This window comes from Brevundimonas diminuta, assembly GCF_050310045.1.
Taxonomy (GTDB): Bacteria; Pseudomonadota; Alphaproteobacteria; order Caulobacterales; family Caulobacteraceae; genus Brevundimonas; species Brevundimonas diminuta_F.
In genome coordinates, this window is the sequence record NZ_CP190005.1 from 3174766 (window position 1) to 3188689 (window position 13924).

Annotated in this window: 15 protein-coding genes and 1 tRNA gene; 9 read left to right on the forward strand and 7 right to left on the reverse strand. The window is 69.0% G+C overall.

Annotated elements, in window-relative coordinates; genetic code table 11:
* Window positions 1-20 precede the first annotated feature (20 nt).
* The 4 genes from ACORJG_RS15235 to nth all read right to left on the reverse strand — a co-directional run bounded on the left by ACORJG_RS15235 (window position 21) and on the right by nth (window position 4318).
* Window positions 21-1631, reverse strand: coding sequence for a YifB family Mg chelatase-like AAA ATPase (locus ACORJG_RS15235; RefSeq protein WP_427790350.1), 1611 nt, complete (start codon window positions 1629-1631; stop codon window positions 21-23).
* Between the two features lie 67 nt (window positions 1632-1698).
* Window positions 1699-2415 (reverse strand): hypothetical protein, encoded by a 717-nt coding sequence (locus ACORJG_RS15240; RefSeq protein WP_427790352.1) that lies wholly within the window; start codon window positions 2413-2415, stop codon window positions 1699-1701.
* Window positions 2416-2440: 25 nt separating this feature from the next.
* Window positions 2441-3391 (reverse strand): glutathione synthase, encoded by a 951-nt coding sequence (gshB, locus tag ACORJG_RS15245; RefSeq protein ID WP_427790354.1) that lies wholly within the window; start codon window positions 3389-3391, stop codon window positions 2441-2443.
* Between the two features lie 162 nt (window positions 3392-3553).
* Complete coding sequence (nth, locus tag ACORJG_RS15250) at window positions 3554-4318, reverse strand: endonuclease III (RefSeq protein WP_427790356.1); 765 nt, start codon at window positions 4316-4318, stop codon at window positions 3554-3556.
* 137 nt (window positions 4319-4455) lie between these two features.
* On the opposite strand from nth, the gene ACORJG_RS15255 reads away from it, so the two are divergent.
* The 6 genes from ACORJG_RS15255 (at window position 4456) to ACORJG_RS15280 (ending at window position 9356) form a co-directional block, all read left to right on the forward strand.
* The gene (locus ACORJG_RS15255; protein ID WP_427790358.1) at window positions 4456-5553 is read left to right on the forward strand and encodes an HlyD family secretion protein; all 1098 of its coding nucleotides are present in this window, start codon (window positions 4456-4458) and stop codon (window positions 5551-5553) included.
* Window positions 5550-7148 (forward strand): DHA2 family efflux MFS transporter permease subunit, encoded by a 1599-nt coding sequence (locus tag ACORJG_RS15260; protein ID WP_427790360.1) that lies wholly within the window; start codon window positions 5550-5552, stop codon window positions 7146-7148. The genes ACORJG_RS15255 and ACORJG_RS15260 overlap by 4 nt, the downstream gene beginning before the upstream one ends.
* The gene (locus ACORJG_RS15265) at window positions 7149-7787 is read left to right on the forward strand and encodes a TetR/AcrR family transcriptional regulator (protein ID WP_427790362.1); all 639 of its coding nucleotides are present in this window, start codon (window positions 7149-7151) and stop codon (window positions 7785-7787) included.
* A 45-nt stretch (window positions 7788-7832) separates the two neighbouring features.
* Entirely contained in the window at window positions 7833-8612 is a 780-nt protein-coding gene (locus tag ACORJG_RS15270; protein ID WP_427790364.1) for a creatininase family protein, read from the forward strand.
* Window positions 8613-8632: 20 nt separating this feature from the next.
* The gene (locus ACORJG_RS15275; RefSeq protein WP_427790366.1) at window positions 8633-9106 is read left to right on the forward strand and encodes a phasin family protein; all 474 of its coding nucleotides are present in this window, start codon (window positions 8633-8635) and stop codon (window positions 9104-9106) included.
* A gap of 91 nt (window positions 9107-9197) precedes the next feature.
* Window positions 9198-9356, forward strand: a complete 159-nt coding sequence (locus tag ACORJG_RS15280) for a hypothetical protein (protein ID WP_427790368.1) — start codon at window positions 9198-9200, stop codon at window positions 9354-9356.
* A 193-nt stretch (window positions 9357-9549) separates the two neighbouring features.
* Here ACORJG_RS15280 and ACORJG_RS15285 read toward each other — a convergent pair whose 3' ends face one another.
* The 3 genes from ACORJG_RS15285 to tsaD are packed head-to-tail and all read right to left on the reverse strand — an operon-like array spanning window position 9550 to window position 12106.
* On the reverse strand, window positions 9550-9939 hold the full coding sequence (locus tag ACORJG_RS15285) for a Rieske (2Fe-2S) protein (RefSeq protein ID WP_427790370.1): 390 nt from the start codon (window positions 9937-9939) through the stop codon (window positions 9550-9552).
* On the reverse strand, window positions 9939-10937 hold the full coding sequence (locus ACORJG_RS15290; RefSeq protein ID WP_427790372.1) for an NAD(P)H-dependent glycerol-3-phosphate dehydrogenase: 999 nt from the start codon (window positions 10935-10937) through the stop codon (window positions 9939-9941). The genes ACORJG_RS15285 and ACORJG_RS15290 overlap by 1 nt, the downstream gene beginning before the upstream one ends.
* Before the next feature lie 41 nt (window positions 10938-10978).
* A complete protein-coding gene (gene tsaD / locus ACORJG_RS15295; RefSeq protein WP_427790374.1) occupies window positions 10979-12106 on the reverse strand; it encodes a tRNA (adenosine(37)-N6)-threonylcarbamoyltransferase complex transferase subunit TsaD in 1128 nt (375 codons plus the stop codon).
* Window positions 12107-12153: 47 nt separating this feature from the next.
* On the opposite strand from tsaD, the gene hemC reads away from it, so the two are divergent.
* From hemC to ACORJG_RS15310, 3 genes are all read left to right on the forward strand, one after another.
* A complete protein-coding gene (gene hemC / locus ACORJG_RS15300) occupies window positions 12154-13098 on the forward strand; it encodes a hydroxymethylbilane synthase (RefSeq protein WP_427790376.1) in 945 nt (314 codons plus the stop codon).
* A 4-nt stretch (window positions 13099-13102) separates the two neighbouring features.
* Complete coding sequence (locus tag ACORJG_RS15305) at window positions 13103-13798, forward strand: uroporphyrinogen-III synthase (protein WP_427790378.1); 696 nt, start codon at window positions 13103-13105, stop codon at window positions 13796-13798.
* A gap of 47 nt (window positions 13799-13845) precedes the next feature.
* Window positions 13846-13921 (forward strand) — tRNA-Thr (locus ACORJG_RS15310).
* Window positions 13922-13924 lie beyond the last annotated feature (3 nt).

A 13924-nucleotide genomic window follows, 5' to 3' on the forward strand; every position in this document is an offset into this window, starting at 1 on the left:
CCCAGATTGGAACCGGCGGGTTAATTACAGACGAACGGCGTTTGATCCTCCTGACTTTTCCGGACAGGAAACAGGGCCCGGCGCGCCGCCTGCCGATCGAAATCTTCATGGGCGCCGACCGTGCTGCGACGATACATCAGCGCCTCGGCCACATGGCGACGCAACACCCCGTCGGCTCCATCCAGATCGGCTATGGTGCGCGCTAGACGCAGGGTGCGAACCCAGCCGCGCGCGGTCAGACCGCCCGCCTCGCCCGCCTTCATCAACAAGGCGCGCCCTGCCTGATCGGGGGCGGCGAACCGCTCCAGCGCCTCGCCCGTGATGCGGGCGTTCAGGGCCTGCATTCCCGCCAACCCAGCCTCGGCCATGCGGGCTTCCTGCATCTGCAGGGCGGCCATGACGCGGGCGGCGGCCTCGGCCGTGCCCTCGGCGGGCGGGGGCAGGGCCATGTCGGCCGCCGTGACCGCGGGCGTGTCCACCGTCAGGTCGATACGGTCGAACATCGGGCCGGAGATGCGGTTCTGGTAATCCCTCTGACAGCGCGGGGCCTTGCCGCAGGCGCCGCGCCCCGGCCCGCCCACGCCGCAACGACAGGGGTTCATCGCCGCCACCAGCTGGAATCGCGCCGGATAGCGCACATGGGCGTTGGCCCGCGCCACCACGATTTCGCCCGTCTCCAGCGGCTGACGCAGGCTGTCCAGCGCCTGGGGCGCATATTCGGGCAATTCATCAAGAAACAGGACGCCGTTGTGCGCCAGTGACGCCTCGCCCGGCTTGGCCTTCAGCCCGCCGCCGGTCAGAGCCGCCATCGATGCGGAATGGTGAGGCGCCCGGAACGGCCGCTCGCGCGTCAGGGCGCCGCGCTCGATCAGGCCCGCCACCGACCAGACCATGGAGGTCTCCAGCCGCTCCAGCGGCGTCAGCGGCGGCAGCAGGCCGGGCAGGCGCGCCGCCATCATCGACTTGCCCGAGCCGGGCGGGCCGACGAACAGCAGATTGTGCCCCCCGGCGGCGGCGATCTCCAGCGCCCGCTTGGCGCCTTCCTGTCCCTTGACCTCGCGCAGGTCGGGCGCCGCGCGGCCTTCGATCACCGGCCCCGGTTGAGGCGGGCGCAGCACCTGGGTTCCACGAAAATGATTGATCAGCCCGATCAGGGAGCGCGGCGCCAGCAGCCGCACATCGCCCGCCCAGGCGGCCTCCGGCCCATTGGCCTCAGGGCAGATCAGGCCCAACCCCATGGCGTTGACCGCCATGGCGGCGGGCAGGGTTCCGCCGACAGCGGCGATCTGACCATCCAGTCCCAGTTCGCCCACCGCCGCCCAGCCATCCAGCGCGTCCGGCCCGATCACTCCCATGGAGGCCAGCAGGGCCAGGGCGATGGGCAGGTCGAAATGGCTGCCTTCCTTGGGCAGGTCGGCGGGCGCCAGATTGGCGATCACCTTCTTGGCCGGAAGCGCCAGACCGATGCCCGCAAAGGCGCCGCGCACCCGTTCACGGCTTTCGGCTACCGCCTTGTCCGGCAGGCCGACAATAGCGAAGGCGCCGGCGGGCGAACCGACCTGTTGCACCTCCACATCGACCCGGCGCGCGTCGACGCCGTCGAAAGCCACCGTCACCACCCGCGCGACCATGCTGTTCCCTCCAGCCAGGAGATGGAACAAATCACGAACCAAAAAGAACTACAAGAGCGTTGTTCTTTCAGCGTCCGGGCAGGTCGGCCTCCGGCGCGATGGTATGGATCACCTCGCCCTGTGCGTTCAGGAACTGGATGGCGCCGAAGCCTTCCTCCGTCACTGTCAGGCGCAGGCGGGGTTTGTCGTTTCTGTCCGACAGGGCGACGGCGGGCGTGCCGTCCGTATCCAGCGACAGGCGCATCCGCGTAGGCGTCTGAACGCCGGGAACCAGCGCCCCGCCCAGTCCTGGTTCGCGCACCAGCGGCGGCGCCTGATTGAAGACAAAACTGACCGATCCGTCCGGCGACACGCGCCAGCCGACGGCGTCCATCGCCGGATGGTCCAGCGCCAGCACGGCCATGCCCCCGTCCACATCAGCTGTGCCGAAGCCGCCGCGCTCGCTGCCCTTGTCGTCATACAGGATCAGTCCGGCGACATTGAAGGCGCGCCTGTACTGAATACCGTCGATGATCGGCGGCGGAGTCGCGCCCGACAGGGTCATGCGGATCGTCCCGTCGGCGTCGACGATGTCTATGCGCCGGGCGCTGATGCGGTCGTGATCGGGCGTCTCGATCCGGGTCTGCGGGGTGCGGGTTTGAATAATACGCTCCAGCACCTCCAGCGAGGGGCGTTTGGGCGAGGCGTCGGGCGCAGTCTGTTGAGCCAGCGCAGGACAGGCGATCGCCAGCACCGAAACGGCCAGCGCCGCCCTCTGGATGCCAGTTCTGATGAATGCGGTCATGGGCTCCCCTCCCTTGAATGCGGCGTCAGGAGGCCGCAGCCTTCCTCTGTTCGATGACTTCCCACATGCGTTCGGTCGCATCGATCCCGGCGAAGTTCAGCAGTTGCTGGGCGCCCGTGGGCGAGGTCACATTGATCTCGGTCAGATAGTCGCCGATCACATCGATGCCGACGAAGATCAGGCCGCGCTCCTTCAGATAGGGTCCGATGGCGGCGCAGATCTCCAGATCGCGCGGCGTCAGTTCCACCGGCGCCGCCGTGCCGCCGACGCGCAGGTTGGAGCGCACCTGATCCTTGGCCGGAATGCGGTTGATGGCGCCGACCGGCTCGCCGTCGACCAGGATGATGCGCTTGTCGCCCGCCGAGACGGCCGGGATGAATTTCTGGATCACCAGAGGATCGCGCGACCCGGCCGCGTGAATCTCGATCAGGGCTTCAAGGTTGGGGTCGTCCGCCTTCAGCCGCACCACGCCGGAACCTGCTGCGCCATGCAGGGGTTTGAGCACGACATCGCCGTGGCGACGGTGGAAATCGACCAGAGCCTCCGGGTCGGACGACACCAGGGTCGGCGGCTGCAGGCCGGGGAAGAGGGTGGCGATCAGCTTCTCGGGCGCCGAGCGCACCTCGGCCGGATCGTTGACCACCAGCGTCTCGGGATGAACCCGCTCCAGCAGATAGGTGGCGGTGACATAGGCCATGTCGAACGGCGGGTCCTGACGCATCAGGATGACGTCGATGTCCTTTTCCAGATCCAGCCGCTGTTCGGGACCGAAGTCGGCGTGTTCGCCCTGTTTGCGCTGAACCGTCACCGGGCGGGCGCGGCAGAACAGGCGGCCGTCCTCCAGCGCCAGGGTGCGGAAGTCATAGATCCACAGCTTGTGACCGCGCGCCTGACCGGTCAGGGCCATCAGGAAGGTGGTGTCCGACTCGACATTGACCGCCTCGAGCGGATCCATCTGGATGGCGACCTTGAGCATGGAGTGTCCTTCATTTGTGGCGCTATCGCTCGTGCCGCGGGCGCTCGCTGCTTGAGCGCCCGGAAGCGCCGTTGACAGCTAGTTGAGGCCGGCAGGCGTCGGCCGCAAGGGTGAAGCGCATGATGTCGCCGCCTGAGTGCAGAGTGACGGAGAAATCTGGCGTCAGACGCCCATGAAGCTGGCGCGTGACGGGCACAGGTCCGAGATCACGCACCCCGGACATTTCGGCCGCTGCGCCAGACAGGTGTAGCGGCCGTGCAGGATCAGCCAGTGGTGCGCCTTGGCCAGCCAGGCGCCCGGCACGATCTGATGCAGCTGCTGCTCGACCTTGTCCGGCGTCGCGGCGTTGGCCAGCCCCAGTCGGTGCGAGACGCGGAAGACGTGGGTGTCCACCGCGATGGCCGGTTCGATCCCCAGTTCGTTCAGCACCACGCTGGCGGTCTTGCGCCCCACACCGGGCAGGGCCTGTAGGTCGGCGCGGTTCAGCGGAACCTCGCCGCCGTGCTGCTCGACCAGCATCCGCGCGGCGGCGATGACGTTCTTCGCCTTGGTGCGGTAAAGGCCGATGGAGGCGATCAGGGGGATCAGCCCCTCCTCGCCCAGCGCCAGCATCTTCTGCGGCGTATCGGCGATGGCGAACAGGGCCTTGGTCGCCTTGTTGACCCCCACATCGGTCGCCTGCGCCGACAGGGCGACGGCCACCACCAGCGTATAAGGGTTGACGAAATCCAGCTCGGTCTTCGGATCGGGCATCACGTCTGACAGACGGACGAAGATCTCCTCCACCCGGTCCTCATCCGGCGGCCAGCTGATGATGGCGCCGACGGGGGCCTTCTTCGGCTGACGCGAGCGTTTGCCCGGCGGCGGAGCCAGCCCGGCCTTCTGAACGGCCTTCTTCTGGCGGGACGTGGATTTCAACGGAGCCATGCCTCCGCTTCGCCTTCCCGGCGCTCCGCGTCAATGTCGTCCTCAGACCGCGATGCGACAAAAAATCGCAGCTGCGCCTTGTATTCCGAACAACCCTGTCCATTTTACGCGGCGGAATTGAAGCGAGCTGTCTCCCCATGGCCCTCCCCGCCACGCTCAAGAAGCGTCTGCCCCTTATTGTCGCCGGCGTCGTCGGTCTGGGCCTGATTATCGGCGGCGTGGTCTGGTGGCAGGGCAAGCAGCGCTGGGAAGGCACCGACAACGCCTTCGTTCAGGCCGACACCGTCGCCGTCAGCCCGCGCATCGGCGGCGAAGTCGTCGAGGTTCTGGTCAAGGACAACCAACGCGTCGAAGCCGGTCAGGTGCTGGTCCGGCTGGATGATGCGGACGCCCGCGCCGCCTTGGCGCAGGCGCAGGCCAATCTGGCCGCCCTGAGCGCCGCCGTGGTCAATGTCGACGCCCGCGCTGAACAGGAACAGGCCACCATCGCCGCCCGCGCCGCCGCCGTGACGCAGGCCCAGGCCCAGGCCAATCTGGCCCGCGCCGAGGTCGATCGCTACGGCAAGCTGGCCGATCAGGGCTGGGTGTCGCAACAGCGTATCGACACCCAGCGCGCCGCCGCCGACACCGCCCGCGCCTCGGTCGCCCAGGCGCAGGCCGATCTGACCGCGCAACAGCGCACCGCCGCCGTTCTGGGCTCGACCCGGCAACAGAGCGTGGCCGCCGTCGAACAGGCGCGCGCCCTGGTCGATCAGGCGCAGCTGACGCTGGACCGCACCGTCATCCGCGCGCCCGTGGCGGGCGTGGTCGGCGCGCGCGGCGTGCGCGTCGGGCAGGTGGTTCAGGCGGGCGGGCAACTGATGTCCGTGGTGCCGCTGCAGGACACCTATGTCGTCGCCAACTTCAAGGAGACCCAGGTCGGGCGGATGCGCCTGGGCCAGTCGGTCGAGATCAGGGCCGACGCCTTCCCCGGCCGGTCGCTGCAGGGACGTATCGACAGCTTCGCCCCGGCCACGGGGTCCGAGTTCGCCCTGATCCCGGTCGAGAACGCCACCGGCAACTTCACCAAGATCACCCAGCGCGTGCCGGTCCGCATCGTGGTCGAGCGTGACGACAGGGGCCAGCCCGCCGTCCTGCGCCCCGGCCTGTCGGTCGAGGTCAAGGTCGATCTGAAGAGTCAGGGCGGCGCCGCCTTCGCCGAGGCGCATCCGGGCGAGACGGGCCCGGCCCGGTGAGCGATACGGCGGCCAACACGCCAGCGGCTGCCGCGGTGACGCCCGCCGCCCAGCCTGAAATCAACTGGACCGCCCTGCTGCTCGGTTTCGCGGGCATGGTCATCGGCCAGTTCATGGCCATTCTGGACATCCAGATCGTCGCCGCCTCCCTGCCGCAAATTCAGGCGGGCGTCGGCGCTTCGGCCGATGAGATCAGCTGGATCCAGACCGCCTATCTGATCCCCGAGGTCGTGATGATCCCCCTGTCGGGATATCTGTCGCGGCTGTGGGGCACGCAGAAGGTGTTTCTGGCCTCCTGTCTCGGCTTCCTGATCATGAGCGTCATGGTCGGGCTGTCGTCGTCGATCGAGATGATGATCATCTTCCGCGCGCTTCAGGGCTTTGTCGGCGGGGCCATGATCCCGACCGTCTTCGCCGTGGCCTTCACCGCCTTCCCGCCCGAGAAGCGGGTGACGGCCAGCGTCATCATGGGCCTGATCGTGACGCTGGCGCCGACCGTCGGCCCGACGTTGGGCGGACATCTGACCGAATGGCTCAGCTGGCGCTGGCTGTTCTTCATCAACGTCTTTCCCGGCGCGATCGTCCTGTTTCTGGTCGGGCGCTACGCCCATTTCGACAAGGGCGATCCGGCGCTGGCCAAGGGCTTCGACTGGCTGGGCCTGATCCTGATGGCGGCCTTCCTGATGAGCCTGCAATATGTGCTGGAGGAAGGCGCCAAGGAGGACTGGTTCGCCGATGACCTGATCCTGCTGCTCAGCGTTGTGGCCGGGGTGTGCGGCCCGGCCTTCATCTGGCGTTCGCTCAGCTACCGCAATCCGATCGTGGAGTTGCGCGCCTTCGGCAACCGCAACTTCGTCGTCGGAGTGATGATGACCTTCATCGTCGGGGCGGCCCTGTTCGGCGGCACCTTCCTGCTGCCTCTGTTCCTGGGGCGGGTGCGCGACTATTCGGCGGCCGAGGTCGGCACCACCATGGTCGTCTCCGGCCTGGCCATGTTCGCCACCGGCCCCATCGCCGGGCGGCTGGTGCGAAAGGCGGATGCGCGCGTGCTGATGTTCATCGGCTTCATGCTGGCGGCCTGGGGCATGTGGGACGCCCGCGCCGTGACGGACCAGTGGGGCTTCTGGGAGTTCGCCGGGGTGCAGGCCATGCGCGGCGTCGGCGTCATGATCGCCATGATCGCTTCACAGCAGGTGACGATGGCCACCCTGCCCCCGCACATGGTCAAGAACGCCTCGGGTCTGGTGAACCTCAGCCGGAACGTCGGCGGCGCCTTCGGACTGGCGGTGCTGAACACCTCCCTGACCCAGAACACCGCCCTGCACATGGCCGAGCTGACCAGCGCCATCGACCAGACCCATCAGGGCGTGCGCGACATGATCGCGGGCATGGCCGTGCGCTTTTCCGGTTCGATCGACCCACAGGCCTCGGCTTTGAAGGCCATCCATGGCATGTTGCTGAAACAGGCGACCACACTGGCCTTCGGCGACGCCTTCGCCCTGCTGGCCATCGGCTGCGCCTGCGCCGGCTTCCTGACCCTGTTGTCCAAGCCGGCCAGACCCAACCCTTCCGCAGCCCCTTCGGACGCCCACTGAATGCCTCGCGCCCTCGGACAGATCGATGAAATCAAGAGCCGCGCCATCCTGCGCGCGGCTGCCGAGCTGTTCATTGAAAAGGGCGCCAAGGTCTCCATGGCCGAGGTCGCCCGGCGCGCGGGCGTCTCGCGCCAGACCCTCTACAACCGCTATCCGACCAAGACGGACATGGCCCGCGATCTGGCGGCCCTGCGCTCGGAAGAGGCGGTCGCGCCCCTGACGTCCGACGGCGACATCGAGGCGGCGCTGACGGCTCTGGCCGAAACCCTGATCCACCGGATCTATGTCGAGGGGCGCGGCGCCGCCCTGCGCGGCATGGCCCTGACCTCGCCCGAGACGCCCGAACTGGCGCGCGTGGTCTATGAGGCGGGCGCCGGTCAGAACATGCGCCGACTGGCCGACTGGCTGGAGGAACAGGACCGTGAGGGAGCCCTGCGCGTGCCCGATCCTGTCTTCGCCGCCGAGATGTTCAGCGGCATGGCTCTGGGCCACGGCCATCTGCGCTCGGTTCTGGGCCTGCCCCAACCCGACATCGACGACATTCCAGCCCGCGCGCGCGATGTCGCCCGCCGCTTCATCCGCGCCTTCACCCCGTACGCGGACGACGGCGCAATTGGCCCCGACGGCGGATCAGCGTAAAGCCGCCCTCACCCCCTTCATCCGCCGTTCGCCGGAGCCTTTTTCATGCTGATCCACCTATCGTCCTGGCCCGAGATCGATGAGCGCCTGAAGTCCGGCGCCCTGCTGTCCAAGACGGTGATCGTGCCGATCGGTTCGAACGAGCAACACGGCCCGACGGGCCTGCTGGGCACCGACTGGCTGTGCCCCGAGATCATCGCCCACGCCGCCGAAAAGGGCGACGACAGCCTGATCGTCACGCCGACCTTCAACATCGGCATGGCCCAGCACCATCTGGCGTTTCCCGGCACCATCACCCTGCGCCCGTCGACCTTCATGGCGGCGATCGCAGACTGGGTGTCGTCGCTGACGCGCCACGGCTTCGAGCGCATCTATTTCCTGAACGGCCACGGCGGCAACGTCGCCACCATCGAGGCCGCCTTCGCTGAAATCTACGCCGAATGGTCCTTCACGCCCGAGCCGTGGGCCGAGCGCCCGCCCTTCGTGCTGAAACTGCGCAACTGGTGGGACCTCCCCGGCGTGCAGAAGCTGTGCGAGGACATCTTCCCGACCGGCCACGGCAGCCACGCCACCCCGTCCGAGATTGCGGTGACGCAGGCGGGCTATCCCGACCGCATCAAGACCGCCGACTATGAGCCGAAGATCGCCCCCTTCGGTCCGATCCGCGACGCCAACGATTATCGCGCCCGCTTCCCCGACGGCCGCATCGGCTCGGATCCGGCGCAGGCGACCCCGGAAAAGGGCCAGCGCATCATCGACGCCGCCGTCCCGGCCCTGATCCGCGATCTGACCGACTTCGCACAGGAAGTCTTGCCGGTCGCCTGAAACAGGCTCAGGGTCGCGTCATGAGCCCCATGCAGAAGACCGCCCGCAACGCCCTGCGCAACGCCCAGGCCGGTCAGGAACTGGCCGAGGCCTCGGCCGCCGTCATCACGCGGCGGCTGGGCATCATGGGCGAGGCGATGGCCAATCCGCTGCGCGCCGACCACGCCGAGCTGGGCCGGATGGGCGCCGAAAAGGTCGAGGCCATGACGGCCTCGGCCGGGGCGGCTTTCGCCGGAGCCATGGATCTGAGCCAGCGGGCGGGCCGCATGGCCGCGCGCGAGGGGGCCGAGGCCGCCGACTGCATGGCCAGACTGGCCCGCGCCGACACCCCCTTCGCCTTCGCCGCCGCCCAGACAGACTGGGCCATGGGCGCCTGGAGCCGGGCGATGCGCGACGGCTGGTCCTTCTACGGCGCCGCCCTGAAGGCGCAGGGGCAGGCCATGGCGCCGGTCCACGCCAAGGCCACAGCCAACGCCCGTCGCCTGAAACGCTGAACACGACTCAGGCCGCCTCGCGCGGGCGTGATGGAACACCCGCCGCTTCGCCGGATTGCTTTTGCGTCACTGGATGCAGAGGAGGCCGGTCATGGCCGACAAGGACCCCAAAGACCCCCATCCCGGCATGATGGGCGACGGCACCGAGGAACAGAACCTTAACCAGCCGGGCGACCCGTCCAAACGGATCACCGAAGCCGAAGTCGACGACGCCTTCACCAAGGATCCCAAGCTGGTCGCGAAGGAATAGGCGAGGCGTCGCCGGTCGAGTCTTAATTTTTCGCCGTCATCCTCGGGCTTGACCCGAGGATCCAGCTTTCGGCTCTGCTGCGTTTAGAGTGGCGGCGAAGGCATTTCAAACTGCCGCCCGTCGCGCGAAGCCCCTGGATCCTCGGGTCAAGCCCGAGGATGACGGAGGCGTTGGAGGGCGGGACGACTCCGCCTCACGCCGTCCGAATAACCCCGTCCCGCGCCTCGACCGGCCAGGGCGTCAGCTTGCCGCCCGCGCAGGGGCCGGCGACGCAGGCGCCCGACAGGGGCTCGAACGCCGCCCCGTGCCATCCGCACAAAATCAGCGACCCGTCCGGCGTCAGATAGCGATCCAGCTCCACCGCGATGGGGAAGCCCGCGTGCGGACAGCGATCCACCCAGCCCGCGACCTGACCGTCCTTTTTCACCACGAAACCGTGGAAGAAGGCCTCGCCGATCTGCAGCACAAAGCCGCGCGAGCCGGGATCAGCGATGTCCGCCTCCAGACACAGGGCCACGTTCGGCGGCGTCTTCCAGACCCGCTTGCGCTCCTGCGTTTCGGCCGCCGGAACCTCTTCGGTCACTATTCGCGCTCGGGCTTCAACGGGCGGCTAAGCAGGCTTTCGATCGCCTCGTCCACCGTCATCTCTCCGGCCAGAACCGCCGCCGTCGCCTCGCAGATCGGGGCGTCGACGCCCAGCTTGCGGGTCAGTTCGCGCACGGCGGGCGCGCTCTCATAGCCCTCGGCCACCGAGCGCTTGCCCTCCAGCGCCTGTTCAACGCTGAGGCCCTGCCCCAGCGCCAGACCCAGGCTCATGTTGCGCGACTGCGGGCTGGAGCAGGTCAGCACCAGATCGCCGACGCCGCACAGCCCCGCCACCGTCTCGGCCTTGCCGCCCAGCGCTGTCGCCACGCGCACGATCTCGGCATAGCCGCGGGTGATGACGGCGGCGTGGGCGCTGCGGCCCAGTTCACGGCCCTCCACGATGCCGCAGGCGATGGCCAAAACATTCTTCAGCGACCCGCCCGTCTCAGCCCCGATCAGGTCGTCGGCGTAGTACGGCCGGAAGACCGGCCCCGACAGGGCGCCCGCCAGGGCCTCGGCCATCGCCGTATCGGCGCAGGCCAGCGTCACGGCGCTGGGCAGGCCGCGCGCCACCTCTGCGGCGAAGCTGGGGCCTGACAGCACGGCGGCCGTCGCCGACGGAATCGTCTCGGCCAGCACGTCGGTCATCAGCTTCAGAGAGCCGCGCTCAATCCCCTTGGAGCACAGGATGATCGGCAGCCCCGGCCGCGCGTAGGGCGCAAAGGCGCTCAGCGTCGCTCGCATATGCTGGGCGGGCGGCACGGCCAGAATCAGATCGCAGTCCGCCAGATCCGCCAGATCGGATGTGACGTTGATGGCTGAATCCAGCTCGATCCCCGGTAGGAAGGCCTCATTGACCCGGCGCGTGCGGATGCTCTCGACCACCTCGGCCTCGCGCGCCTGCAGCACCACAGCCAGCCCTGCCGCCGCCGCGCTCTGCGCCAGGGCCGTGCCCCAGGCCCCGCCGCCGATTACGCCTGCCGTATGAAATTCCATGTCTTCTCCGGTCCCCCGACCCCCGCCGAGCGTCAGGCCGTTCAAGCCTTGGCGCCCTTGCGGCCCGTTTTCTTGTGAACAGGATCGACGTTCGCGCGCGCCTCGTCCAGTGGCCATCGTGGTCGGGCGGCGACATCGATGTCGGAGGTCATGCCTTTTTCCAGCCGCTCGGCCCCCGCCAGGGCGATCATCGCCGCATTGTCGGTGCAATAGGCCATCGGCGGCGCCAGAAAGGCGAAGCCGTGCTTGGTCGCCAGATCCTCCAGCGTGCGCCGGATCGTCTTGTTCGCCGCCACGCCGCCCGCCACCACGAACAGGCGATGTTCATGCGCCTCGGCGTAATCCTTCATCGCCCGTTCAGTGCGTTCGGCCAGCTGGCGCGCGATCGCTTTTTGCACCGCATCGGCCAGATCGGCGCGATCCTGTTCCGTCTCGCAGGTCTGGGCCAGTCGCGACGCCGCCGTCTTCAGCCCTGAGAAGGAGAAGTCGCAGTCCTTACGTCCCAGCAGCGCCCGCGGCAGCTCAAAGCGCGACCCGTCGCCCGACACCGCCAGCTTCTCCAGCGCCGGGCCGCCCGGATAGCCCAGCCCCATGGCCTTGGCGATCTTGTCGAAAGCCTCACCCGCCGCGTCGTCGATGGTCGTGCCCAGACGGCTCATGTCGCCGATGCCGCGCACCTCCAGCAGCTGGCAATGCCCGCCCGACACCAGCAGCAGCAGGAAGGGATAGGTCGTCTCCGCCCCCAGCCGCGCCGACACCGCATGGCCTTCCAGATGGTTGACCGCGATCAGCGGCAGCCCCCGCGCCAGCGCCGCCGCCTTGCCGTAGGACAGACCCACCATGACCCCGCCGACCAGACCCGGCCCCGCCGTCGCCGCCACGCCGTCCAGCGCGCTCCAGTCCAGCCCGGCCTCGCTCATGGCCCGGCGCGTCACGCCGTCGATCATCTCCACATGGCTGCGGGCGGCGATTTCCGGCACGACGCCGCCATAGGCCGCATGGTCGTCGATCTGGCTGTGAATGACACTAGACAGCACCTGCGCGCCCGCCGCCGACAGCCGCACCACCGAGGCGGCGGTCTCGTCGCAGCTGGTCTCCAGGCCCAGCACGGTCAGGGTCGCTCCGGTTGCCCCGTCCGTCGCCCTGCTATAGTCCGCGTCCATCTTCATTGGGCGGAGTTAGCGACCCGCCCCCTCTTTCGCAACGGCGACCCGACTTGACTGAACCCCTTCTGCGCATCGGCACCCGGCGTTCGCGCCTGGCTCTGGCCCAGTCCGGCATGATGCAGCGCGCCATCGGCCGCGCCCTGGGCGTGCCCGAGGCCGAGGTCGAAACCCTTGTTCCTCTGGTCGAGATCGTCACTACCGGCGACCGCATCCAGGACCGCCGCCTGCTGGAGGTCGGCGGCAAGGCCCTGTTCACCAAGGAGATCGAGGAGGCCCTGCTGGACGGCCGCGTCGACGTCGCCGTCCACTCGATGAAGGACGTCCCCGCCGAACAGCCCCCCGGCCTGGCCATCGCCGCCGTGCCCGAGCGTGAAGACCCCCGCGACGCCTTCATCAGCGACCGTTACGCGACCTTCGCCGACCTGCCGCAGGGCGCCCGCTTCGGCACCGCCTCCCTGCGTCGTCAGGCGCAGGCGCTGGCCCTGCGCCCCGACCTGAACATCGAGATGCTGCGCGGCAACGTCGACACCCGGCTGAAGCGGCTGCGCGACGGCGACTTCGACGCCATCCTGCTGGCCTGTTCGGGCCTCAACCGCCTGGGCTTGGGTGAGGTCATCCGCCAGCGCCTGCCGCTGGACGCCTTCCTGCCTGCGCCGGGCCAGGGCGCCCTGGCCCTGCAGACGCGAGAGGGCGACGTGAACGCCGCCTGGACCCGCGCCCTGAACCACGCCCCCACCGCGCTCGCCGTCGCCGCCGAGCGCGGCGCCATGGCCGCGCTGGAAGGCTCCTGCCGCACCGCCATCGGCGCCTACGCCCACATCGCGGACGGCCGCCTGCATCTCAGCACCGAAATGCTCAGTCCTGACGGGTCGGGCCGCTGGACCCGCTCAGGCGACATCCCCGCAGACGCCGATGCCGCCACCGCCCGCGCCCTCGGCCTCGACCTCGGCGGTCAAATTCATGCCGTCGCCGGCGACCAGAAGATCGCGCTCTAGGGCCATGACTCCGATCCGTCGCGTCTGGGTCACGCGCGCCGAGCCGGGCGCCGCCCGCACGGCGGACCGGCTGGCGGCGCTGGGCTTCACCCCGCTCGTCGCGCCCCTGTTGACGCTGGCGCCCCTGCCCAGCGCCCTCGACGCCGCGCCTTCGCCCGACGCCGTCGCTGCCCTCGCCCTGACCAGCCCCAACGGCGTCGAGGCCTTCGCCCCCCTGATCCCGCGCTTCCGCGACCACCCCGTCTTCGCAGTCGGCGACGCCACGGCCGAGGCCGCCCGCGCGGCAGGCTTCGCCGACGTCCGCTCGGCCTCCGGCGACATCCACGCCCTGGCCCGCCTGATCGCGTCCGAAGCCCCGGCCGGCCCCCTGCTCGCCCCCGGCGCACGCGAACCAGCGGGCGACCTGCCCGCCCTGCTGCCCGACCGCCCGGTCCAGCGCCTTCCCGTCTACGCCGCCTTCGAGACGCTCGCACCCGCGCCCGAAAATTTCGACGCCGTCATGCTCCACTCGCCCCGCGCCGCGCGCGCCCTGGCGGCCAACCTGCCCCGCGCCGCCGCATCCGGCCGCGCCGCCATCTGCATCTCCGAAGCCGCCGCCACACCCCTGCGCGCCTTCGATTTCACGGAAATCCGCATCGTCGCGGCTCCGGACGAACCGTCGATGCTATCGGCTCTTGGCAAGCCTGCCGCTCCCGTATAAAGAGCCCTCCTCGCTCGCTCGCGCCTCAACACGCGAACGACGCCGGGGCCGCTTTAGCTCAGCTGGTAGAGCACCTCATTCGTAATGAGGGGGTCAGGTGTTCGAGTCACCTAAGCGGCACCATTT

Bases quoted from the DNA above. Each gene is read 5' to 3' on its own strand.
- ACORJG_RS15235 (WP_427790350.1), bottom strand. From the start codon at position 1,631: ATGGTCGCGCGGGTGGTGACGGTGGCTTTCGACGGCGTCGACGCGCGC.
- ACORJG_RS15240 (WP_427790352.1), bottom strand. From the start codon at position 2,415: ATGACCGCATTCATCAGAACTGGCATCCAGAGGGCGGCGCTGGCCGTT.
- gshB (WP_427790354.1), bottom strand. From the start codon at position 3,391: ATGCTCAAGGTCGCCATCCAGATGGATCCGCTCGAGGCGGTCAATGTC.
- nth (WP_427790356.1), bottom strand. From the start codon at position 4,318: ATGGCTCCGTTGAAATCCACGTCCCGCCAGAAGAAGGCCGTTCAGAAG.
- ACORJG_RS15255 (WP_427790358.1), top strand. From the start codon at position 4,456: ATGGCCCTCCCCGCCACGCTCAAGAAGCGTCTGCCCCTTATTGTCGCC.
- ACORJG_RS15265 (WP_427790362.1), top strand. From the start codon at position 7,149: ATGCCTCGCGCCCTCGGACAGATCGATGAAATCAAGAGCCGCGCCATC.
- ACORJG_RS15270 (WP_427790364.1), top strand. From the start codon at position 7,833: ATGCTGATCCACCTATCGTCCTGGCCCGAGATCGATGAGCGCCTGAAG.
- ACORJG_RS15275 (WP_427790366.1), top strand. From the start codon at position 8,633: ATGAGCCCCATGCAGAAGACCGCCCGCAACGCCCTGCGCAACGCCCAG.
- ACORJG_RS15280 (WP_427790368.1), top strand. From the start codon at position 9,198: ATGGCCGACAAGGACCCCAAAGACCCCCATCCCGGCATGATGGGCGAC.
- ACORJG_RS15290 (WP_427790372.1), bottom strand. From the start codon at position 10,937: ATGGAATTTCATACGGCAGGCGTAATCGGCGGCGGGGCCTGGGGCACG.
- tsaD (WP_427790374.1), bottom strand. From the start codon at position 12,106: ATGAAGATGGACGCGGACTATAGCAGGGCGACGGACGGGGCAACCGGA.
- ACORJG_RS15305 (WP_427790378.1), top strand. From the start codon at position 13,103: ATGACTCCGATCCGTCGCGTCTGGGTCACGCGCGCCGAGCCGGGCGCC.